This window comes from Bacteroides sp. 3_1_13 (assembly GCF_001185845.1).
GTDB classification, from domain to species: Bacteria; Bacteroidota; Bacteroidia; order Bacteroidales; family Bacteroidaceae; genus Bacteroides; species Bacteroides xylanisolvens.
The window spans coordinates 1450486-1475052 of the sequence record NZ_KQ236956.1 but is presented as its reverse complement, the minus strand read 5'-3'; the positions used below and the strand labels follow the sequence as shown (position 1 = coordinate 1475052).

Here is a 24567-nt window from a genome sequence, read left to right as displayed (position 1 = left end):
ACGTTTATCTCTCTTAAAAAATTGTAGTATAATCGTAATGTAGTTCTAAATATTATTAATTATATTTGTGCACAGTTTTTAAAAGCAAACAATTTATATTAACTAATCAACTACATTTATGTTAAAGAGAATGCGATCTTTTTTAGTAGCGGCGATGCTCATGGTCATTGCTACCGTTAGTGCGCAGGTTACCACTTCTAGTATGAGTGGTAAGGTTACAGCACAAGATGAACCTATCATTGGAGCGACTGTGGTTGCAATCCACGAGCCGTCAGGTACACGTTATGGTACAGTGACTAATATCAGTGGTCAATTTAATTTGCAAGGTATGCGTACCGGTGGTCCTTACAAAGTTGAAGTTTCTTATGTTGGTTATCAGACTGCTATTTATAAAGGTGTAAATTTATCGTTAGGAGAAGTATACACTTTAAATGTAGTTTTAAAGGAAAGTTCTGAATTATTGGATGAAGTTATAGTAACAGCACAGAAAACAGTAGAGAAGATGGGGACTGTAACGAATGTGAGTGAGCGTCAGTTAACGACATTGCCTACTATTAATCGTAGTATTACTGACTTTACTAAACTTTCTCCTTATGCGGGTGGCAGTAATTCTTTTGCCGGACGTGATGGACGTTATAATACAATAACTGTGGATGGTGCAGCTTTGAACAATAATTTTGGTTTGAGTACTAATAATTTGCCGGGTGGAGATGCGCAGCCTATTTCACTTGATGCAATTGATGAAATTAGCGTTAATGTTTCTCCTTATAGTGTTACGTATTCCAATTTTACGGGAGCTTCTATTAATGCTGTAACCAAGAGTGGTACAAACGAATTAAAGGGAACAGTTTATACATATCAGAAACCAAAGAATTTTATAGGAAAATCTATTAACGATGTTGACGTTCCTAATGTGGAAAGTTATAAATCCAGTTTGTATGGCTTTACATTAGGAGCTCCGATAATAAAAAATAAACTATTCTTTTTTGTAAATGGAGAATTAGAAAATAGTACTAGCCCTGGTATTTTGTGGACTCCTAGTCAAGAAGAAGGTGGAAGTGGGGATAATCAAAATCATATTTCTAGAACTTGGATAAAGGATTTGAAGACAATAAGTGATTTTGTAAAGGATAAATATGGATATGATCCGGGAAGTTATGATAAATTTGATGATTTCGAGAGTAAAAATTGGAAGCTTATGGCTCGTTTGGATTGGAATATTAATAAAAGTCATAAACTGTCATTACGTTTTAACACAGTGAAATCAGAAAATGATGCTAGTATTAGTTCAACTTCTTCGGTAATCACTAAAGCTAATTCAAACCGTTATGGGGTTGATGCATTTGCATTTGGAAATTCCAACTATGGTTTTAGAAATATTGTAACGTCTCTTTCCGGTGAGTTGAATAGCAATTTTTCTTCTTCAGTACAAAACAAATTATTAGTGACTTATACCCATATCCGAGATTCTCGTACAACTAAGGGAGATGCGTTTCCAATGGTTGATATTTACAAGGACGGTAAGCAGTATATGACATTGGGTACAGAATTGTTTACTCCTTTTAATGATGTCGAGAATAATGTATTTAGTGTTACTGACAATGTAACTATTAATAAAGGAAACCATTTGATAACTGCCGGTGCAACATTTGAAAGACAGTATTTCATGAATTCATATTTACGTGCTCCTTATGGATATTATCGTTATGCTTCAATGGACGATTTTATGACGGGAGAAAAACCGATGCTGTATGGCATTACTTATGGATATAATGGAAAAGACGCTCCGGGAGCTGAACTGACATTTGGTATGTTGGGAGCTTATGCACAAGATGAATATTCTATTACACCTAATTTAAAATTGACATATGGATTACGCTTTGATTTACCGTTATATTTTGATGATTTGTTAGGGAATGCGGCTATCAAAGAACAGTCATTTAATGGAACGAATGTTGACGTATCCGAATGGCCGAAAAGTAAATTGTTAATATCTCCTCGTTTAGGATTTAATTGGGATATAAAAGGTGACCGTTCTATTGTTTTGACTGGAGGTACAGGCTTGTTTACAGGGTTATTACCATTTGTATGGTTCACTAACCAACCGACAAATGCAGGTCAGATGCAAAATATGGTCGAATTTGAGACTTCGGAATTACCGGCAAACTTTGCTTTTAATCCAAATTATAAAGAAACTCTTACCCAAAATCCGGATATGTTTCCATCAACTCCGGGAAATGAGGTCCCCGGTGCTATAGCTTATGTGGATCCGAATTTTAAAATGCCTCAAGTTTGGCGTAGTAATGTAAATGCAGAGTTTCAGTTACCTTATGGATTTATGCTTTCTGTTGGTGCTATGTATACACGTGATATATATAATGTTGTTCAGAAGAATATGAACGAAAAGGCCCCTTCTGGAACCTATAATGAACAACCGGGACGTGTATATTGGACTAAGAATAATTACTATGACAATCCTAAGACGAAAACCGTTATACAGTTGACTAATGGGGATGAAAAAGGTTATCAATATTCTTTTAATGCAGTATTAACGAAGAAATTTGATTTTGGCTTTACAGGTTCATTTGGGTACACTTATACAATGGCTAAAGATATGACGGCAAATCCAGGTTCATCGGCGGCTTCAGTATGGCAGAATAATGTTGCAGTTAATTCATTGAATGATCCGGGTGTCTCTTATTCTTTATTTTCTACCCCGCATCGTTTGATAGCTAATGCTTCTTATGAAGTTGCTTATGCGAATATGAAAACGACTGTTTCTTTGTTCTATACAGGTTACCAACAAGGACGTTTTTCTTATACCTATTCTAATGATATGAACGGTGACGGAAACTATTCCGATTTGATGTATGTGCCTGCTTCTAAAGAAGAAATGACATTTGTGGATATTAAAGATAAACAAAATAATGTGACTTATTCGGCGGTAGACCAACAAGAAGATTTTTGGAACTATGTAAATAATGACTCTTATTTGAATGATCACAAGGGGCAGTATGTAGAACGTGCTTCTTCTTTAGAACCGTGGATTCACCGTTTTGACATGAAGATAGCACAGGATTTTTATGCTAAGATTGGTAGCCGTAAGTACGGTATTCAAGTAAGTCTTGATATGTTGAATATTGGTAACTTATTAAATTCGAAGTGGGGGGCTTATCGCTCTTGCGGTTTGCAGAGTTATGATAATGTAAGGTTGTTAAAAACAGCAAGTAAGGTAGGAGAACCTCTTACTTATCAGATGAATGCATCTTCTCGCGAGGTGTTCCAGAAAAATTCTAAATGGGATTATACTGCTTCTACAGGTAGTGCATGGCAGATGCAGTTAGGCGTTAAGTTTACATTCTAGAATATTTATATAAAAAGATGCTTCGTTCAATAAACGGAGCATCTTTTTTATTTCATCCTCATCACCACCGGATTATGGTCGCTATAATTAAGATCCGGCGAGAAGTAATCCGTGCTATTCAGTTCCGGTGAATGGAGAATATAGTCGATTCTCAACAGATGCTTGAAGTACTTGAAAGTATACATATACCCATGTCCGCTCGTTTGAAAGCCATCCTGCAACTTATCACCTTTTATAGTGTGATAAACATACGAAGACGGCAGAGAGTTAAAGTCACCGCAGACTAGAGTTGGATAGGGGGAGGCGGCTATCAGTTGCTTGAGAAGATCAGCTTGTACGGCCCGTTTCCGGAAATTCTCATGTAAGCCGTCGATAAGTCCCAGGGTAGCATGTTCCACTCTTTGGGAATCATCCGTACGAAGTCCCTTTTCCAGTTTGCGCTTGTTCTGGCTTACTTCCGTTGTTTGGAGATGATTGTTGAACAGGCGGATGGTGCGACCATTGATTTCAATATCACATGCAAGACTGCAATTTTTCGAATCAGGATAGATGATAAGATGCTCCTCCTTGATAGGATAACGGCTGAAAACAGCCAGTTGCAACAGATTTTTCCCTTCGGGCGAAGAAGGAATATAATGATACGGCCAATTAGAAAGAGCTGCGGATATACTATCGATGCCAAACTCATCGTTTATGCCAAATTCTTGAAAACAGAGAATATCTGCTTGCAGGTTTCTCATGTAAGAAGCAATCTCCTTGCATGAGTAGCCGGTATGCTCGTGGTTAAAGGCATCGACGTTGTAAGTAGCAACCGTCAACACCCCCGGAGTATATACATTCATTTTAACCATCGGTGACGAAGCCGGACTGAAAAAAGGCGATTGTAATACACAGCTCATATACCCCCAATTGCTGAATATAGCAATCAGAGGGATGAAAACCCAGCACCGCCAACGAATCGTCCAGTAGATAGCAGAAGCAAGATTAGCCAATAAAAGTATCGGTAGTACCAAACCGATGAAAGGCATAAATTTGAAACTATCCGGTGCGGCATTGCCTACGAAAGCACCCGCAATGGTAACTCCTGCCAAAATACTGGTCAGCACGATGGATATGTAATAAAACAGTCTGTAAAAGGCTTTCATTTAATCTAAATTATTTGCTGGTTATATCATGAGGGATTAAGCTCTCTACGAAGGAAGCAACCATTTATGAATCATTGCTTTCAACTTATCATCCGCTATTGGTTTAGCTATAAAATCATTGCACCCCGCTTCTTCAGCCGCTTTCCGGTCCTGTTCGTATGCAAAGGCACTTTGAGCAATAATAGGAACAGTGGCAGACAGTTCACGGATGATTTTTGTAGCTTCCAGTCCGTCCAGATTCGGCATCTTGATATCCATCAAGATAAGATCCGGTTTCACTTCATCGAACATCGTGACAGCTTCCATTCCGTCATGCGCACGTATAAGCTGATGGTCTTTACCTAGAATAGCCTTCAATAAGTCGAAATTGCTGTCCGTATCTTCGGCAACCAAAATACAGGCATGCCGTGTATTTGCAGAATTGTCAACACTCGAATCAGCAGTTTTTCCGGCAGATGCTATTCCAGCGATGTTTCCTTCACCATTCTCTTTCTTTGAAGAATCCACATTTGCAGGATTTGCAATCGTGTATGGCAAAGTAAATGTAAACGTCGTTCCCTTACCAAATTCGGAGCTGACGGAAATCTTGCCCCCGAGACGTTCAACGATAGACTTACAGATAGATAATCCCAACCCAGTGCCCTGTGCATGATTGTTCAGCTTTGCGAAACGCTCGAACACACGCCCCACTTTCTCCGGTTCAATTCCTGTTCCGGTATCCGTTACGTGGAATACAATCTGATTGTCCGCCAGTTTGTAACCATAACTGATGCTTCCTTCCTTCGTAAACTTGACAGCATTTCCAATCAGATTTGAAATCACCTGGAATACTCGATTCTTGTCCGTTTCAATCATCAGACTTTCGTCCGAGGATTCATAGACAAGGCTTACTCCCTGCGGAGTACGGAATATATGAGCATCGTGCACTTCCCGGCAGAGATTATGGAGACTAGCCGGTCCGAAGGAAAACTCGATGGTTCCCGATTCAATCTTCGAGAGGTCGAGAATCTCGTTGATAAGTTGCAGGAGACGTTCGTTGTTCGCGTTTACGATGTTATAATACGTCTTCCGTTCTTCCGCATCGTCGCTTTCGGCAATGAGATGCGAGAAACCTACGATAGCATTCAGCGGCGTACGTATTTCATGACTCATATTGGCGAGGAAGGCCGACTTCAGGCTATCAGACATTTCCGCTTTCTCTTTCGACGATTGAAGTTCCCGTTTTATCATTTCCAGCTCCGTGATGTCCCATTCGATGCTGACGATGATAGGCGAAGACAATTCGTCACCGTCCACCCGGATTTTCCGTTTGTCGAGGATAATCATGTTTCCGTTTCTGTCCTTTCCTTCAGCAGTCCAGTGCAGACCTTTTCCGGTGGTGGCCACCTGGATATCTTCTTGTCTCTTCTTTTCGGCTACGATAGGCGGGTAGAAATCGAAGTCATTCTTGCCGACAGGGTCGTTCTTATAAAGATCGCGGTTGTAGGCCTCCCGATTCCGGTAAATGTATCGGAAGTCGTTGTTGATTTCCTTCACTACAATCCCGGCAGGGAGATTGTTGATGGTTGTATCCATGATTTGGTTGAGCCGTTTGATTTGGGCTTCGTACCGAATCCTCTCGGAAATATCATGGGCAAACGACCAGTAACTTTCTTCTCCGGAATCATTGGTCACGTTGTACATCGTGCCTTCATAAGCCAATATACCTTTATTGATTTTAGATGGGTGATGAGCCACAAAGTTACTGCTGCCACCGTGTATGACATCTTTGCAACGTTCGTTCCAAGCCTCTTGTGTAGGCATATCTGCGGCGACATTGTAAATCTTTAATTGACTGATGTCTTCGTTTTCTGAAATACCATGATTGTACAGGAAACGACGGTTGGCAAAGATAATCGTGCCATCGGGCTTGGCGGCAAAGATACTTTCTTTGGCGTTGTTGATGGCATGAGTCAGTGTATTGATGTCATTTCTACGATGCTGTATGTCCGTGATGTTCTGGATATAGCCTTCGATATTGAAACTACCGTCGGAGCGTTGTTCACGCAGATAAGTCTGGATACGCATATAGAAGATTTCTCCGTTCAGGCGGACACGGTAGCTGATGCTTTCCATGTTGAGTTCTTTTTCGTTCACCCGACACCATTCCATAAAACTCTGACGGTCTTCTTCTACAATCAGTTCCACATATTTCTCAATGGCAAGGTTTTGCACATTTTCCTCGCACAAAACACCGGTATATCCAAGATAATGAAAAATATTCTGTTTCGTATTGTACGTCCATTGTCCTATCTGGGCTACCTTTTGGATAGCCCGCAGGGTGAGATTTGCCTGTTCCAACTGTCTTTTTACGTTGCTTCTTTGCGTGATGTCGCGATATTGGCAAAGCACCATACCGTCATAAGGGAACATGAGGCATTTGAAGTAAAAAGTTTCGCCTTTCAGCACCAACTTGAAGTTCTTGCTGATGCTTCTTTGTTCTTCGAGTACAATCTGGAAGATGGGCATCACCCCCTCTCTCGTATATTCTGGTAAAAGCTCAAATATATTTTTTCCTAAAAGTATATCCTCTTGCAGAAACCATAGATCACAATGAGGCTCAATGTCTACGCAGACTCCGTGCCTGTCAACCAATAGCATTGTATCTGCCGTCAGTTTCAATATTCTTTGTGCGTTATTCGCATCATGTAATATTCTGTTCATGTCTGTTTTTTATTAGATGATAGAGACTAATGTCTTATAGTAAGGATAACAAAAGATAATAGCATTTGTTTTACTTTTCAGCGCGCTTTGCCTTTTCCCAGGCTCCGCTTCCTTTTTTCTTTTTCAGATAACGGATGCCTTTCAGCACATTGACATTCATAAATAGGAAATAGTAGGGGATAAAAAGCAACTTGTTTTTTATCTGTTTGGTGGATAGATAATATCCCCAATATCCCAACCCGTAAAAAAGAACCTGCATGGCAAGCAGCACTCCGTAGAATATCGCGGAACCACCTAACAGCAGAATCGCAATATTCAGCGGGAAGAGAGCAAACAACAGGAACGGAGTAATAGACCATCGCAATACCCGGTGAGACGTATATTGAAAGCTAAGTGTCCCGTAGCGGAAAGGATTCAGCAACGGACGAAGTCGCCAGATGGACTGCAATCCTCCCGCAGCGATGCGCACTTTCCGCTTTTCTTCTTCGCGCATATCTGCCGAACCGCTTTCGATGGCGTAAGCATTGGTGCAATAAGCAATGGTATAACCTTTCATGGTGATCCGGAGCGAAAGAATAAAATCATCGAGCAACGTATCCGGTTCCATTGCTTCGAATAGTTCACGACGCACGGCAAATAGTTCGCCTGCTGCTCCTACAGCAGAGTAGAGGCGGGCGTCAAGTGCTTTCAGTGTTGATTCGTATTTCCAGTAAATACCTTCCCCACCGGCAGCGGCTCCGTCTTTGGTCTGTACGGCGATCCGTTTTTCGCCGGCCACGCAGCCCACTTTCGGGTCTTGGAAAGCAAGTACGATTTCCTGTATTGCTTCCCGGTTTACCATAGTGTTAGCATCCGTAAAGACGACGAGCGGAGTGTCCACCAGCGTCATTCCACGTGTCATTGCGGCTGTCTTACCCTGTCGTAGGGGTTGGAAGTGTATGGTCGCTTTTCCCTGCCAACGGGTTTTCAGTCGTTCGTTCGTACCGTCGTTGCTTCCGTCTGTCACCCATACGATATGCAGTTTGTCCGCAGGGTAGTCCAGTTCAAGACTGTTCTCCATCTTTTCGTCTATAACATCTTCTTCATTGAATGCTGTAATGAAGAGAGTCACTTCCGGCAAACCAGCGTCCGATGCCGGCAACGAACGCTTCACAGGCTTCACGAAAAGTTCTTTCAACTTGACGAGAACGTAAAGCACGATTCCGTAGCCCAGATATGTGTAGAACACAATGAACAAGGCAAACCAGAAAATTATTTCAAGACAAAGAGTGATGATTTCGTTCATAGCTGTATTTATTTAGATATTTTCTTTCCTTTAAAATAATCACTATCTAATATAATATCAGAAATTTTTTCTCTATATATTATTCGTTTTTTTTCTCTTTCGGTGTTCAAAATGGAATCAGGGCAAAGTAAGCTATTTCCTACTCCTCTCCATTCAGAATGAATACCCCCCAAATCAAGAAGGGTTGGAAATAAATCAGCTTGCGTGATAACATAATCGCTTGTTTTGTCGATCTTTTGTGGAGAGTTTACAATATACAATGGGATTTGAAAAGAAACATTATCTTCTTCTTTGGATTTAAGCCAGTCATTTGAAATGGAATGGTCACTGGCTATTATAATTAGAGAATTGTGGTAAAGATGATTTTCTTTTAAGAAATTCAAATACTTACCTAAGTATTTATCCATATAATGCACATTAGATAGATAATTTTTTAATTCTTCTGAATATGTGTCAGGGAATGGAATGAGGTAGTCTTCAACTGCTTTGGTATATGGAGAATGCGTTGATGATGTGAGGATAAGTGAGAAAAAAGGTTGTTTGCTATTTTTGTCTATGCTTGCTGCATATTCAAAAAGAAGCTTATCATTTAACCAATTTTCTTTATAATTACTCAATGTATATTCCTTTCGTGAATAGAGTTTATCAAACCCATATTGGATACATACTCCATCTTGTCTCCATGTTTTAGATGAAGTAGGAATAACCATTCTACATTCGATTCCAGGTTTTTGTTTCTTTAAAAGTTTGGGCAAGGACACGAAAGTATTATTAAAATAATCGTAAATGGTAACACCTTTTGTTTTGGGTATAAGTCCGTTGAGGTATGTGAATTGTCCGTCGCTCGATTCGCCTAATTGTATCAGAGAAGTCATGTTATTATTGTAGTATGCTCCTTTTTCTACTAATTTGTTGAGGGTAGGAGTAATTTCTATTCCATTTATTTTTAGATCTGTAGGGAACGAAAGAAGGGATTCTACTATAATGAGAATAATATTTTCTTTTGGTGGATATTCAATACTATATTTTGATTCGTAAAAGAATGGTTCCAGTTTTGCCACTTCCTCTGGGTTACAGTCTTGTTTGTTGTTTGATGCACATTGTATAATGGTCCCATAAATTATTCCGAATTTGAATATACTTTCTGTTGGACTATTTTTAAAAGGGTGAACATACTTGTAGTTTAATGATGACCAATGTATTGTTGCTGTAGCTATTAATCCTCCTAATAAAATAAATGCAATTCCTAATATGTAAAGGGAAAAGATTCTTCGTGTCTTTCTTCTTATTTCAGAATAAGCTCTATGAAATTGTTTATAAGATAAGATACTTGCAAGAGTTGTTATTAGTATTGTAATGTCAGAGAACCTAATAGTTGCAAATACGTTAGCTGATAGTCCGTCAAGATTGTTGAATTCTCCATATAATATTGGAGGCATATATGTGTAGAAGAATCTACTATAAGATACATTTACAATTACCAGTATTGTAATGATAGTATATGGAATGAAAAATAAATAAGTCTTTTTTCCAATTAGATAAAGTGGAATAAAGAATAATAGGCATATATCGATAAAAGCATGAATGATATTCTCCAGATATGAGAATGGAGTAAGAGAATATTTATCAATAAGAATTGAGTAGTGCATGTATTGTAAATTAATATAGCATAGTAATATTAACGACAAGGGGAATGTAAATTGTTTGATTAATAATTTTATATTCATATTTCTATCTCACTATTTTGTCTGCAAATACTTTTAAATACGCTTAAGGTGCCGCCAATCATAATTATATTGTTTGTTTTCAACTATGCTATTGAAATAATTCCTTTAGCGACTGTTTTTTATTCCTCAAATATACAATTGGAAATTTGCAGAAAGATATAAAATTTCCCTCTGCAGAAGTAGCATGTAATGTACTTATTGAATTTCCTTCCATTAGTCCTATAGCAGTTTTTTTCTCAAAAGCACTAAAATATAGCTTATATTTTTCATTGTCCTTAATAAGTGAACTTCGATATAAACCATAGGAATAAAAAGAACCCAGCATTGGAGCTTTGGATAATATATATTTTTTGTTGTTAAATGATAAGCCGTCGGAACTGGAGTATAATACTAGGTTATTAGTATCATAATCATATATAACTAGATAATATATTTTGTCTATATATGCTAAATCAATATGCCAAGGGGTAACAGAATTGTCAGGTAGATGACATGTTTCTTTTTTGCTCCACTTTTTCCCATCTGTAGAAAAACTTCTACAGATTTCTCTTGGCTTTTCTATACTGTTCACATACCACATTACATATCCATTAGTACCTTTATGTATCGCAGGGCTTATAACCATATTACCTGTTTCATTTTTTATGATAGAGGTATCTTGTAGATTTATCATCACCTCTCGGGGAGACCAGTCTTTTCCATTGAGAGTATATTTGCGTAATATATAAGTAGCATTATTTTTTTGATGGCTGATGCGGTACCAGCACTCTAAAGTATCTTTATAAAAGACTAAATGTGGGTCTGAAAAATAATCTTTATTTATAATATTGTTTTCGTCTAAATCATCTATTGGATTTTGAGAGTCCTCAAAATCGTTCCAATGTATTCCGTCTTTAGATACATGCACACATGGATTTTCCCATCGTTCTCTATATGGAGGCAATCCTTTCCAATCACCATCCTCACCTAAGGGATATGGAGTTTCCGCCATCCAGTATTTATATCCATTCCATCCTTCCGGAATGTATATTACTGATGGGTGATAGGGTTGGTTACTACCTTCCGGAGTCTTGATAATTAATGGAGCCTGATTATACTTTTGAAATTGATTATACTGGTATATATAGTCAACTAATATTACACAAATAACAACTAGAATAATTTTTCTTATTATTTTCATTTGCTTATTTGATTAAATTATTGTCTTTATCTTTATATTTTTTCTTTCTGGTGAATAATCCTCCAATACCTTTTAATCCTTTGATAAAACGCACTTTGAAGCTTTTAAACAGTCCTCCATCTGCTCCTACTGTTCCATATCCGGTTATAACCCGTGCTTTTGAAGAATGGATAAAGACGAGTTTTCCGTAAGGTTTCATCGCTAAAGCCAGTGAGCCGTCTTCACCACGAATGATATCTGTGCGGAATCCTAACTGCTTGCCTAATTCTGTTTTGAATGCGAATGTCATGCCGCGTACACAAAGTTCCGGACGCTGTATGGCTTGAATGCGCAGGTAAAAGTCTCTTAATGATTCATACCACCATAATCCCCATTTAGAGTGTTGCTCATCAGGAATAAAGCTCCAAAGGCTGAACGTGCAGACTACGTTTGGTTGCATTAGTTTTTTTACATGTGTCTTGATGTAATTGTTCGGGTACATGGTATCGGTGTCAATACAGATATGGTATGTTCCTTTTGCTTGGTTTAATCCGCATTGGCGGGCATGTCCCGGTCCTTTCTTAAGCTCATTGAAATAAGTGACTCCCAACTGTTGGAGCACACTTTCAGTTCGATCGGAAGAATTGTTGTTGACAGCCAGAATTTCAATCGGAAAGTCACAGATGTTGTCACAAAGCGACCATAAGCAACTTAGCAAACGCTTTTCTTCATTATAGCAGATGAGAATGACAGATGCTAAGGGTTGTTTGTTTTCCGATAATTTCTGCAATTTAGTTTTTACGAAATCTACTGCTTCCTTTGGTGCTGAATCGAAAGGTTGTTCGTAAACTTGCAGATATTTAGTATACCATTTCATAAATCTTTATTTTTTTCAATGATACTTTCAAACAATGTTTTCCATTGTTCTGCGATTGGTTCGATCCTGAAACGTTCTATATCCATTCGAGCTTGCCGTCCCATTTCTCGTCGTACATTTTCGTTTTCTATCAGATAGCAGATTTTCTCTGCTAATCCCTCTATATTACCGTTTTCTACTAATAGTCCGTTTATTCCGTCGCTGATGATATCACGCGGTCCGCAGGGGCATGTAAATGAGACGGGAGGTACTCCACATGCCATTGCTTCTATAATAACCATGCCAAATCCCTCATAACGCGAAGAAAGGACGAAGATAGAACTTTTACAGTACTTATCGACAATATCCGGTGTGCTATGCTCCAGAATACAACTGGGGCTAATTCCTAGTTCGTAGATTTGGTTCTGAAGTTGTTCCCGCATACCATCACCATAGATACGGAGAATCCAGTCCGGGTGTTTTTTATTGACAATGCTCCAAGCAGATATTAAACGGTCAAATCCTTTTTGAGGGACATATCTGCCTACGGCAATGACCTGTTTGGGGGTGTTATCCGATTGTTGTTCCGGCAAAAACGGGAGTGGATTGTAGATTACGGTTACATTATTGAGCTCTGTCCATTCGGCAGCATCTTCATGGCTAAGGACGACAAAACTTTTGAGTTGTCGCACCTGCCTGATGAGTTGCCACATCCAGTATTGCTTGACGGCACGCTGAATGATACCAGGAAGACAGTTGTCGCTGAATTCCCGGTAATTGGACTTGTTGAAGTGGATTTCTCCAAGCTTAATGCTTTTGTCTTTCATCTTATTGATGAAGTTTATATCACGTCGTAAGAGAGAGATGGTAATGTCCGGTTCAATCTCATTGAGGCATGTCTCCAGCCTTTTTTTAAACAATTTCTGTTTGCTCCAATATCGGTGAATTCGTTTCGGTAAGGAAAGGCCATACAATTCGTCATAGTTGATGTCGAGCTGATGGGTGGTGATGGATGGATACAATTTATAGTAAGGTTCTTTTCCTTTTCCATCGGTCAATATGATGTGTATGTCATACCCTAAATGTTCTGCAAAATAGTTTGCTTTTAGTGTAAGTACACGTTCCATTCCACTAGGATAATAGAGCGAGGGGATGCAATAGGCTATTTTTACTTTTTTATTCATCGGATTACTTTTCAAGTATTGTATGCTGTGGTCTGATGTCCAATTCATCGATGACTTTTTTCATTTGCGCTGTCCAGGACAATGGACGGATAGATTCTCTAATATTCTGCGGAGTCATAGTCAGAGACTTTTGAAAGCTGATTAACTGTTGAATATTAATAGGTGATTCATCTGGTGGTGCTTTCCAAATGTAAGGCATCTTATCAAAATCTTCGTCGATTTCTGAATAAGTAAATGCCAATCCTCGTGCAGCATATTCGCGATTTTTTAAAGTTTTGATATGTGTGATACCACTGCGGTGTCGGCCTAAACTACCGATAGCAAAATCTGCCTGCTCAAACATGGCGTCAAGTTGCTGATCATGCTGTGGTCCATGGAGGATAACATAAGATTCTAGTTTATTATCACGAATGACGGGAAGGATTTCTTGCTTTTCACGTTCGCCGGATAATGGTCCCACGATATGAAAATAAACTTTGTAGTCAGGATTCGTACAATAATATTCAGCTAATCCACGGATAAGTCGATCGAATCCATGCCAATAGTGTACTTCAGCTACTCCTATTAAATGTAGCTCATGTGTCGTGTCATTCATTTGTTTCTTCATAGGAATGGCATCAAAATCAATTCCGTTAGATATGCGGATTGTTCGTTCGCCAAAGATATTTTTAGCGTTTGAAAAGGTGACTATTCCATTAAGGAAAGAGGCCAGGCGATGACGAAAACAACGATCTGTGAGCCTTTTGAATTTCATAGGCCATGTGATGTACTCTTGATCGTAAGGAAAAGTCGGTATCTCCATGACCACTTTTGCTCCTTTTTTCTTCATACGTTTCACCATATTTATGGTGAAAGGGTTTGCATTATGATATGAACGGATGTAGACAAAATGTATATTTTCGCGAAGTACGTAGTTTGCTATGCAGTTTAGGCCCAACCGTTTCCGAATTTTCGCAAACACTCCTTGTCCCAATTCAGCAATCACTGCATTGTCTGCCATCCAGCGGCGTTCACCGGAAGGGCTTATGTCATAATAACATAAACGAACATCTAACCCACATTCTTTGAGGGCTTTTACCTGATAGTGTATTTTTTTGCTAATTCCGTTGGCTTTGTCGAAGCCGTGGAATATAAGGAATAAGGCTTTCATTGGTTGCTCAAATCTCTATATATTGTTTATTCTGTTCTTTTTATTATCTCTTACACAGGATGCTTCGCACTTTGCCGATAATGTCATACTCATGCGTCATTTGTATATAAATGCCAAAGATAATAAAACTAACGATACTTTTGGCTATAATTGTCACAAAAATATTCATCCCTTCCAGTGCATACTGCATGGGAATGAGGGCTAATGCTATCAAAATGCTAATGATGAACGGAGAAATAAGCTGACGAATGAATGGCCACGCACTTCGACGGAAGGTTATCCGGTACATTTGCCAGTAACATTGTATAAAGTTGATGGAGAACGTCACCACAATGCAACTAGCCACTGCTGTCAGCGTTCCGAAATAGAAGATTCCGAGCAGTATGCCTGTCACGTTGAGCACAGACGAGAACACTCCGCATACAAATAAGCTCCGTGTATCGCCTGCCGCCTGAAAGATGGAACCGGACGAGGAGAGTATGATCTGAATTCCTACGGACAGGGAGAGTAGCCGAAAAACGGGTACGGAGGGCAGCCATTGGACTCCAAAAATAATCAACGTTACTTCCTCTGCTGTAAAGAAGAGCAGCACGCTAAGAGGCAATCCGATGAAAGCGAGGAATCGGAGAATACGTTCATAAGAGGTGGCTAGTTTTGCTTTGTCATTTTGGAAATCACTGAAGATGGGGTGCATTACAGGAGTGATGACCTGGGTGATGTTTTGCAAGGGAAGCATCATCAGGCGATAGGATTTTTCGTAATATCCGAGGTCGGACATACTCATGTATTTGCCAATCAGTAATTTGTCCAGATTGCGGCTGAAGTAGTTGATGACGTTGAATAGAAACTGGTAGGCGGAATAGGAGAATATCTTCCGGAGCGCCGTCAGCCCCAGCGTGAAACGCAGTCGTTGCGGATAGCGCTGGTAGGAGATGACGAATATGAGTATGCTGGATATTATTGGGTTGATAATCAGTGCATATAATCCTGCTCCGCAGAGGGCGGCAGTCACGGCTGCCGCACCTGCGGAAATCTGGATAACGAAACTACGGATAGCGATGAATTTGAATTCCTTGTTCCGATAGAATAGTGCTCCCGGCACGATGGTGGCGGAGGCAAAGAATAGATTAACGGACAGCAGTTGACACAGTGTCCGCAGGATTTCGCTTTCGTAATAGTCGGCAATCATCCATGAAGCTGCAAAAAACAAGATGCTGATTCCGATGCCGGTCCATACGGTAAACGAGAAAATAGTTGATAGTTCATCTTTTGTCAGTGATTTGTGCTGTATGATAGCGGGAGATATTCCCATATCGGTGAGGAGGCTGAAAAAAGCGATGATTACGGTGGCAACGGCTACGATTCCGAAGTCGTCCGGAGATAGGAGGCGGGCCAGTATTCCTGCTATTACAAGAGAAATGACAATGCCGCTGTATTTGGCCAGTGCGGTATAGAACACTCCTGAAAAGAGTTGATTTTTAATGTTGCTAGCCATTGTCGACCGTTTTTTTATGGTTTATAAATAGGAATTTGAAAAGTAATGCCCCTATCGTTTTTGTCGATACATACTTTTTATATTTTTGCAGGCACAACCGTGCGAGTTTGATCCGCTCCGGTAATTTTAGTGAATGTGCTTGCCACATGGCAGCGTCAAGCATTTGAGATAAATATAAATCAATAATTTCTTTATTTTTATCTTCGGTAGTCTGTCTTCTAAAGCTAAGAATCTCTTCTGTGACGACAAGATATCCTTTTATGTTCCGCATTGCGAATTTACTCGTCATTGTAGAATCTTTTCTCATACGACGATGAAAAAAAGTTCGTTTAATGCAAGCTGCTTTCGTGCTTTGTAGATAAAGCAAGGTAGTAAACAGTTGGTCTTCGTGTACGATTTCGGGATAAAATGATAGATTATGTTTTTCTATCACGTTTCTATGAATAAAGTGCAGGCAAACGGAAGGAGTATATTCTTTATTCTGTAATTGAATTTCAAGTGCTTCCTGGCCGGTATAGATTTTGTCTTCTAATTTCTCTGTATGTTTGTAATTCAGTGTTGGAGCATTTTCAACGTTGTTTTCAAAGAAAACTAAAGCATCAAAAAATACAAAATCAAGTTTTTCTTCTTTGCATTTATGATAACACAATTCCAAAGCATCTTCTTCCAGCAGATCGTCGCTATCCATAAAATAGATATATTCTCCGTGTGCGTGTGAGATCCCTCTGTTACGCGCAATTGATTGTCCCTGATTCGCTTGTGTATATATTTGTATACGTTTGTCAGTGTCACCCAGTTTTTCTACTATACTTAAACTTTTGTCTGTTGATCCGTCATCTACAACTATTATTTCCAGTTCTTTCAAGCTTTGATACATCACGCTTTCTACTGCTTGACGAACATATTTTTCAGTGTTATAGACAGGAATGACGACACTGACTTTTATTTCATTATATTTCATGCATTTCGTATTCTGATAAATTATTGATACTGGCAGCAGCATTACAATCTGCTGTTCAAATCTCTATATACTTCGGCATATTGTTTGCCCACTTTATCTATACTCATGTTTTCTAGTGCATAGGTATAGTTCATTTCTCCTTTTCCCCAAGTAGATAACTGCCAGGCCATTTTCAGTGCCCGTATGATATCGGCTTTATGATTCGGATTGAAAGTCGGATTGCCTGTGTTTTTTAATAGTTCGCCTATATTGCCGGTATTTGGTCCTACGACTATCTTGTGGAAAAGAAAAGCAAGAGGAATATTTACGGAGTTTAGTGCATTTCTTTCTTGGATGAATATCACGTCAGAGGCAGACATATAATAAGGGAGGTCGCACTCGTCTATCGGTTCGTCGTTGGCTCCCGCTTGTAGTCTGAACATACGGTTTAACAACGGCATGAGGACATAGTAGCCAATTCGGGAAGCCCATCGTTTGAGGATATTTCCGCCATAGTTATTGCGCCTTGAAAAGGGGCATAAGCGAGGGGCTATCAGTAGTTTCCGTTCTTTGTCCCAGTCGCGGAACGCTCCGAGCAGCATACGTCTTTCTTCCCGGTTGCGGAATTTCCCGAAGGCGGTGACGACGAATGCTTCTTGTGGCAGGTTCAGATATTGGCGCGCGCGCTCTATGCTGATATCTTCTTTGTAGGTGTGTTGGTAGATGTGGTACGGGATGATGACGTTCCTGCTGTCGGGATATTTTTGTATGAATTCTGTCTGGCTGTAATGTCCCATGTGCACTACGGTGTCACTCTCCGATTCGATTATGTCGTAGACCCGGCTGATGATATCATTTGCATAGTGGGGGTGAATGTTGTGCCGTGTGTATATGAAATGAGTTCCTCGCGAGCGGAAAAAATCAATGCGTTCTTTCAGGCGGCGGATGACGTCGGGGTCTTTGCATGTCCATCCCACCAGTTCTTCCGGCCATTGGAAATGGATGATGTCATAAGTCGTATCCGATTCCCAGAATTCTTTTTGGGAGTATCTTACATTGATTCCAGCCATTCTGATAGCATCGCATAAGATAGGAACAAATAGATTGTCGGTTTCTCCGTTTTCTCTGAAAACGATCAGTGCTTTTATTGATGGGCTGTCTGTTTCGCTATCACTCATTTTTTAAGTTTTAAAGACCTTTATTACATTGCAAATGTAATAAAACTTATGATAAGTTTCTCCTTTTCTGTGTTTTAATTGCAGTTTAAGTTGCTATTTGAGGAAATCTGAAACAGGTCTAATGTTTTTATAAGCCGTTTTTCTTCTTGGGTATAAGGAATGTGGTGACTTTCAATATATTGCTTGAGGAAGAGACAAGCATGTATGAAAATGTCTGCTTTCATATAGCTGGTGAAATTTATGTAACGGTAGTAGGAGGCTTCACTGATGTCGATATGCACGCAGAGGTCTACTGTGGCTAGCCGTGACGTTTTCAAGAGCTTTTTTATCAGCATTACTCTGTTCTGGTAATGCTCGTTCACTATTTTATTTTCTTCTATTTCTTCCAACGTTTGGTTGCGTTTTGTGTCCATATTGTTTGGGATTATTAATAATTTTTGGCAAAGGTCGGATAAAAAATATATAATCCCTCTCTCATTTTTGCGATAGCTGGAATAAAATACATTTTGCACCTTTGCGCCCCGGAAGTATTAAATGTGGAATAATAAATGATAAATGAAAATGAAGAAAGATCAGTATTTCAATTTGGAGGTAAATTTGTTGAATGACGACAATATTGCCTGTATGATGTCAGAGATGAATGCCGCGGAAGCACTCGGAATTTACGTGATGTTGCTGTTGCATCTGCGCACTAAAGATGCTTATGAGGCGTCGTGCAAACCGGTTTTACTGAAGGCCATGGCCCGGCGGTATGATGTGGATGAAGTTGCGGTGGAGCGGGTACTTCGCGAATTCGATCTCTTCGAACTGGATGAGGAACGACAGATGTTTCGTTCTTCTTACTTGGATAGGGTGATGAAAAGCTTGGAAGAGAAGCGGAAAATGGACATCGAAAACGGTAAAAAAGGAGGGCGTCCGAAAAAGGTGGCAAAAAGTGCTGAAACGCCCGTCAGTAAAGGGAGAAAACCCACTGAAAACCAGAAGAGGAGAGAAGAGGAAAGTAAAGAAGAGGAGAGTAAAGGAAGTGTTTCTGTTGTAAACAATAATAGGAGTAATATAGAAACACCGTCTCTTGTGAGCCGTTTGGCGGATGAAGGCAATCATGGCCCGTTACAACCCGTGTTGCCTTGGGAAAAGTTGGTGGACCAACTTTCTACTTTCCAGTCATATATGGAATTGGCCGGGCAGCATTCCGGTTTGGGAAAGCTTTTTGTAGACCATCAAAAACTTATTTTGGAAATCTTCAAAAAACATATCCGCCTTTATGACAAAGGAGCGGGACTGCTTTTTCCGGAGGACGTGAAACGGTATTTTTCAAATTATATCGCGGCCGGTTCCGTTACTTGTCGCACGTTGAGGGAAACCTTGCTGAAAGAGCTTGAGAATACGGTCGACAAGGATGTAAACCGCTTTGAAAGCGTCGTCGACGGGCGGCGAACGTATCTGGGACATCTTATTCCGGTTGATGCGCCGCCACGTCCCGATGCATCAGCTGTGTGGGATGATGTGAAGAAAAGATGGGCGCATTAATCCGGCAGATGACTGGCTTCGTCCGGTAGGTTGCCGATGTTCGTCTGGTAGGTTGTTGATGTTCGTCTGGCAGGTAACGGAAGCTCGTCCGGCAGGTGGCAGACACTCGTCCGGCAGGTAAGTCCTCTGCGTGTGAATGATTATTTTAAACTATTTTTTAATTAGAAAAAAGGAAAAAAATATGAGAAATTTTGCCAACTATGATGTCGACATCCACGGTAAATCGAGTGGAGTCCTCAAGACGATTTGTAAAAAATGTCTTCCTACCCGCAAGAATAAGCGCGACCGTTCGCTACGTGTCAACGTCGACACGGGCCACTGTCACTGTTATCATTGTGGCGCTGATTTTTATGTTCCCGATGATGTGGAAGAGCGCAAGAATGCCGAACGTGTGGCAGCCCGCAAGCGTCGTGCAGCAGCCATTCCGCAGCATTTTCAGCGTCCAGTGTTTGATGCCTCGAAAACCACGCTTTCCGAAGACACGGAGCGTTGGCTGGTGGAGACGCGTTGCATCCCGCAGTCCGTCATAGCCGCCCTACGCATCACCGAACAGGAAGAATTTATGCCGCAATCCGGCAAAAAGGAACGTTGCATCTGCTTCAACTATTTTGAAGGGGAACAACTGATAAACACCAAATTTCGCGCTCTCCCGAAACTTTTCAAAATGGTGCAGGGTGCCGAACTGATTCCCTACAACATCGACTCCATCCTGGGGCAAACCTCCTGCATCATCCACGAGGGGGAACTGGATGCTGCTTCTTCCATCGCCGCCGGATTCAAAAGTGCCATCTCCGTGCCGGCCGGAGCCAATTCGAACCTCTCCTGGCTCGACCGTTTTATGGAGACGCACTTCGAGGACCTGGAAGAAATCATCATTGCCGTTGATGCTGATTCTGCCGGAATCCGGTTGCGCAATGAACTCATCAACCGGCTGGGAGCTGAACGCTGCCGGGTGGTGACTTACGGTCCGGAGTGTAAAGATGCCAACGAGCATCTCTGCAAATATGGTATCGCCAGTCTCCGTATCGCCATCGAACAGGCAGCAGAAGTTCCGCTCGAAGGTATCTTCACCGCTGCCGACTTGCATGACGATCTGCGGGCTCTTTTCGACAACGGCTTCGGTCCCGGAGCGGAAACGGGATGGGAGGAGATGGATAAGATCTGCACGTATGAACGTGGGCGAAGTGTCTACGTCACCGGAGTTCCCGGTGCAGGAAAATCCGAGTGGGTGGACGAATTGGTGTTGCGTCTCTGCCTGCGGCATCAATGGAAAATAGGTTTTTTTAGCCCGGAAAATACCCCTATCGTCTATCATCTCCGCAAACTGATTGAGAAACTCACCGGACACCGTTTTCAAAACGGCTGTGGCATGACGGAGGGACTCCTTGCGAACTCGGAAGATTTTCTGACTGAAAACGTCTCTCATATCTCTCTGAAAGGTAATGTTTCTCCGGATCGTGTACTGGCCAAGGCTCATGAACTCGTTGTCCGCCGTGGCTGCCGCATCATTGTCTTCGACCCGCTCAACCGTTTCGACCATAACCCGCAGCCTGGACAGACGGAAACGCAATATATTTCGAACCTGTTGAATAAATTTACAGAATTTGCCGTGCAACATAATTGCCTGCTCGTGGTCGTAGTCCATCCTCGTAAAATGAACCGTAATCCTGTCACGGGCATTACCCCTCGTGTGGAAATGTACGACATCAACGGCTCTGCCGATTTCTATAACAAAGCGGATTACGGTATCATTGTGGAACGTGACAAGGAGGTTGGTGCCACACGCGTATACGTGGACAAGGTGAAATTCAAGCATCTTGGTGTCGGTGGAATGGCATCCTTTGTCTACGATCCCGTAAGCGGACGATACCTGCCCTGTGAAGAATCTCACGACCCTTCTCTCTCCGCTGACCAGCGTGTCCGAAATACAATGTTCGACAACTCCTGCTGGCTACCTGAAAAAGAGCTGTTTTAAAGTATTAGGTATTAAGTATCAAGTATTAAGTATTATGATGTTATCCATTGTTGCGATGCGTTTACCATACTTGATACCTAATACTTAATACTTCAATTAGGGTTCTTGGAGTACTTCGACGATGAGCCTTACTTGTGCGGGAGTGTAGTATCTGCTGCGTGGATTCATGCCGGTGGCCAGGAGCCGTTCTTTTAGTCCGGGTGCAGCTTCAATCCATTCGTTGAATCGGTCTACTGCGCTTTGTTGCAGGATATTGGGGAGGTACAACAAGGCGAGCTCGCCTTTCCCATAGGTGCGGTATTGGAATGTTTTTTCTTCTTCTTGTTCGGGGAGAATCTTGTTTTTTGTTTTCATTTATAGTTGTGCCTTTAGATTGTTATATTTGAAGTAAAGTTACTCATTTTTAGTGGAATAGGCAAATTTTGAGAGCGGATGTTCGGGCGTATTCATAAAAGAATTGATACTAATAGAATACCGATTCTTGAAATTTATCGTATCTTTGTTTACGTTTCACGTTAAAAGCATAGAAAAAGGATGGAAGGAATATTCAGGCGTTATCCGATAGGGATACAGAGTTTCGAGAGACTACGCAATGATAATTGTGTGTATATTGATAAGACAGAGTTGATTTATCGTTTGGTAAATACACATACGACTTATTTTCTTAGCCGTCCCCGACGCTTTGGAAAGAGTCTGTTAGTTTCCACTCTTGAAGCCTATTTCTCTGGTAAAAAAGACCTGTTCAAGGGGCTGATGATGGAACAGTTGGAGAAAGACTGGACGGTTTATCCCGTGTTGCATATTGATTTCAGTATCAGTAAGTATATGAATGCGGGGATGCTGCGCTCCGCTATCAACAATCGCTTGGTGGAATGGGAACGAATTTACGGATGTGACACGAGCGAAGACACTTTCAGTCTCCGTCTGAAAGGTATTATCAAACGTGCTTACGAGCAGAGCGGGCGTCAGGTTGTGTTACTTGTAGACGAATATGATTCTCCTATGTTGGATAGCAACAACAATGAGGAGTTGCAAGCTGAAATACGTGGCATCATGCGCGACTTTTTCAGTCCGTTGAAAGCGCAGGGAGAATATCTTCGTTTTCTTTTCCTGACCGGTATCAGTAAATTTAGTCAGATGAGCATCTTTAGTGAATTGAACAATCTTCAGAACATAAGTATGCAAGATGCTTATAGTGCCATTTGCGGTATAACGGAAAATGAATTGCGTACACAGTTGGAAGAAGATATAAGAAGGATGGCCGAGGCGAACGGTGAAACGTATGATGAAGCGTGTATACATTTGAAACAACAGTATGATGGGTATCATTTCAGTGAAAATAGTGAAGACATTTACAATCCGTTTAGTTTGTTTAATGCATTTGCTCAAAAGAAATATGCCAATTTCTGGTTCTCTACCGGCACTCCCACTTTCCTGATAGACATCTTGCAGCAAAGCGATTTCGATATTCGTCAACTGGATGGCGTTTCGGCTACTGCCGAGCAGTTTGATGCACCTACCAATGTCATTACAGACCCGCTTCCGGTACTTTACCAAAGCGGTTATCTCACTATTAAAGAATATGATCGGGATTTTCAGATCTATACGTTGGCTTATCCTAACAAAGAAGTTCGGAAAGGCTTTATCGAATCATTAATGCCGGCTTATGTGCATTTGCCTGCTCGCGAGAATACATTTTATGTAGTATCGTTTATCAAAGACTTACGGGTCGGCAATCTGGATCAATGTATGGAGCGGATCAAATCATTTTTCGCCTCTATCCCCAATGATATGAATAATAAGGAGGAGAAACACTATCAGACCATCTTCTACCTCCTGTTCCGGTTGATGGGGCAATATGTGGATGCAGAAGTAAAGAGCGCTGTTGGCAGGGCTGATGTTGTGATAAAGATGCAGGAGGCTATCTATGTATTTGAATTCAAAGTAGACGGTACTCCTGAAGAAGCGTTGGCACAGATCAATAGTAAGCAGTATGCGATTCCTTATCAGGCAGATCATCGGAAAGTTATCAAAGTGGGAGTTAATTTCGACAGTAGTACGCGAACTATTGGAGAATGGATCATTGAAAACTAGGGAATAATCTTACATATTCCTACATATTTCCACATATTTCGGTATAATTCGGTGTAATCCGTTTTAATCCGGCATAATCCGGTGTAGTCCGGTGCAATCCGGTAAGTCGTCAATGTGTTGTCGTATCTTTGTTTCATCAACAGAAAGGGAGAATGTACTTCTTTTCGTAGAAACAATTTTTAAATATGGCAACAGTTACAGTTGTGCGCTACAAGCGCAGAAAACGGCTCGGTGATGATAAATCACCGATGATGTATCTTCTCAAGCCTAAGGCTGGAGAGTCGAAAATCTATTCAATTGATTCACTGGCACAGGAAATCGAGTCTATCGGGTCGCTTTCGGTGGAAGACGTGTCGCATGTGATGAAATCCTTTGTCCGTGCGATGAAAAAAGTGCTTGTGGCAGGGAATAAGGTGAAAGTGGATGGACTGGGTATTTTTTATACCACGCTGACCTGTCCGGGTGTGGAACAGGAAAAGGATTGTACGGTGAAAAATATCACTCGCATCAATCTCCGTTTCAAAGTCGACAACTCATTGCGTCTTGCCAATGACAGCACGGCAACTACTCGTGGCGGGGATAATAACATGATGTTCGAATTGTATACGGAGAAGAAGTCTGCTGCCGGAGGAAACGGCGGTGACGGCTCCGATGATGATGGTAAAGGCGATGGGGGAGAACCCGGTGGTGGTAGCGGTGGAGGAGAAGCTCCGGATCCGGCAGCATAAACCGCTTTGATTGACTCTGTTCTCAATTTATTAATTTATCATCTCAATCTATTA

At 40.9% G+C, this 24567-nt stretch carries 18 protein-coding genes; 5 read left to right on the top strand and 13 right to left on the bottom strand.

Going from position 1 to position 24567, the window contains the following annotated elements; all coding sequences use genetic code 11:
* The first annotated feature begins 118 nt into the window (after nt 1-118).
* A complete protein-coding gene (locus HMPREF9009_RS18505; protein ID WP_004311593.1) occupies nt 119-3364 on the top strand; it encodes a TonB-dependent receptor in 3246 nt (1081 codons plus the stop codon).
* Between the two features lie 47 nt (nt 3365-3411).
* Here the strand turns inward: HMPREF9009_RS18505 and HMPREF9009_RS18500 are convergent, their stop codons facing one another.
* The 12 genes from HMPREF9009_RS18500 to HMPREF9009_RS18445 all read right to left on the bottom strand — a co-directional run bounded on the left by HMPREF9009_RS18500 (nt 3412) and on the right by HMPREF9009_RS18445 (nt 18599).
* Complete coding sequence (locus HMPREF9009_RS18500; RefSeq protein ID WP_008022106.1) at nt 3412-4509, bottom strand: endonuclease/exonuclease/phosphatase family protein; 1098 nt, start codon at nt 4507-4509, stop codon at nt 3412-3414.
* A gap of 45 nt (nt 4510-4554) precedes the next feature.
* Nucleotides 4555-7212: a hybrid sensor histidine kinase/response regulator gene (locus HMPREF9009_RS18495; protein ID WP_049702949.1), complete on the bottom strand. Its 2658-nt coding sequence runs from the start codon at nt 7210-7212 to the stop codon at nt 4555-4557.
* A 70-nt stretch (nt 7213-7282) separates the two neighbouring features.
* Nucleotides 7283-8497, bottom strand: coding sequence for a glycosyltransferase family 2 protein (locus tag HMPREF9009_RS18490; protein WP_008770969.1), 1215 nt, complete (start codon nt 8495-8497; stop codon nt 7283-7285).
* Nucleotides 8498-8505: 8 nt separating this feature from the next.
* A complete protein-coding gene (locus HMPREF9009_RS18485; RefSeq protein WP_015531241.1) occupies nt 8506-10146 on the bottom strand; it encodes an LTA synthase family protein in 1641 nt (546 codons plus the stop codon).
* Between the two features lie 166 nt (nt 10147-10312).
* Nucleotides 10313-11404 carry a hypothetical protein gene (locus HMPREF9009_RS18480; RefSeq protein WP_004315926.1) on the bottom strand — a complete coding sequence of 364 codons (1092 nt, stop codon included), beginning with the start codon at nt 11402-11404 and terminating at the stop codon, nt 10313-10315.
* A 4-nt stretch (nt 11405-11408) separates the two neighbouring features.
* A complete protein-coding gene (locus HMPREF9009_RS18475; RefSeq protein WP_004315925.1) occupies nt 11409-12260 on the bottom strand; it encodes a glycosyltransferase family 2 protein in 852 nt (283 codons plus the stop codon).
* A complete protein-coding gene (locus tag HMPREF9009_RS18470) occupies nt 12257-13423 on the bottom strand; it encodes a glycosyltransferase family 4 protein (protein WP_008770970.1) in 1167 nt (388 codons plus the stop codon). Before HMPREF9009_RS18470 ends, HMPREF9009_RS18475 begins: the two co-directional genes overlap by 4 nt.
* Before the next feature lie 4 nt (nt 13424-13427).
* Nucleotides 13428-14573: a glycosyltransferase family protein gene (locus HMPREF9009_RS18465; RefSeq protein WP_004315923.1), complete on the bottom strand. Its 1146-nt coding sequence runs from the start codon at nt 14571-14573 to the stop codon at nt 13428-13430.
* 43 nt (nt 14574-14616) lie between these two features.
* A complete protein-coding gene (locus HMPREF9009_RS18460; protein ID WP_004315922.1) occupies nt 14617-16068 on the bottom strand; it encodes a lipopolysaccharide biosynthesis protein in 1452 nt (483 codons plus the stop codon).
* Nucleotides 16061-17029, bottom strand: coding sequence for a glycosyltransferase family 2 protein (locus HMPREF9009_RS18455; RefSeq protein WP_004315921.1), 969 nt, complete (start codon nt 17027-17029; stop codon nt 16061-16063). The genes HMPREF9009_RS18460 and HMPREF9009_RS18455 overlap by 8 nt, the downstream gene beginning before the upstream one ends.
* Nucleotides 17030-17070: 41 nt before the next feature.
* Nucleotides 17071-18186 carry a glycosyltransferase family protein gene (locus HMPREF9009_RS18450; RefSeq protein ID WP_049702948.1) on the bottom strand — a complete coding sequence of 372 codons (1116 nt, stop codon included), beginning with the start codon at nt 18184-18186 and terminating at the stop codon, nt 17071-17073.
* Nucleotides 18187-18260: 74 nt separating this feature from the next.
* Entirely contained in the window at nt 18261-18599 is a 339-nt protein-coding gene (locus HMPREF9009_RS18445) for a hypothetical protein (RefSeq protein ID WP_008017359.1), read from the bottom strand.
* Between the two features lie 148 nt (nt 18600-18747).
* On the opposite strand from HMPREF9009_RS18445, the gene HMPREF9009_RS18440 reads away from it, so the two are divergent.
* Together HMPREF9009_RS18440 and HMPREF9009_RS18435 are read left to right on the top strand one after the other, a co-directional pair.
* Nucleotides 18748-19716, top strand: a complete 969-nt coding sequence (locus tag HMPREF9009_RS18440; RefSeq protein WP_008022120.1) for a DUF7833 domain-containing protein — start codon at nt 18748-18750, stop codon at nt 19714-19716.
* Between the two features lie 181 nt (nt 19717-19897).
* A complete protein-coding gene (locus HMPREF9009_RS18435) occupies nt 19898-21691 on the top strand; it encodes a bifunctional DNA primase/helicase (RefSeq protein ID WP_008997724.1) in 1794 nt (597 codons plus the stop codon).
* A 96-nt stretch (nt 21692-21787) separates the two neighbouring features.
* On the opposite strand, the gene HMPREF9009_RS18430 is transcribed toward HMPREF9009_RS18435, so the two are convergent.
* Entirely contained in the window at nt 21788-22045 is a 258-nt protein-coding gene (locus HMPREF9009_RS18430) for a DUF4248 domain-containing protein (RefSeq protein WP_004311607.1), read from the bottom strand.
* A 180-nt stretch (nt 22046-22225) separates the two neighbouring features.
* Here HMPREF9009_RS18430 and HMPREF9009_RS18425 point away from each other — a divergent pair, with 180 nt between their 5' ends.
* The gene (locus tag HMPREF9009_RS18425; RefSeq protein ID WP_004315916.1) at nt 22226-23785 is read left to right on the top strand and encodes an ATP-binding protein; all 1560 of its coding nucleotides are present in this window, start codon (nt 22226-22228) and stop codon (nt 23783-23785) included.
* A gap of 185 nt (nt 23786-23970) precedes the next feature.
* The gene (locus HMPREF9009_RS18420) at nt 23971-24513 is read left to right on the top strand and encodes an HU family DNA-binding protein (RefSeq protein WP_004300374.1); all 543 of its coding nucleotides are present in this window, start codon (nt 23971-23973) and stop codon (nt 24511-24513) included.
* Nucleotides 24514-24567: the final 54 nt, after the last annotated feature.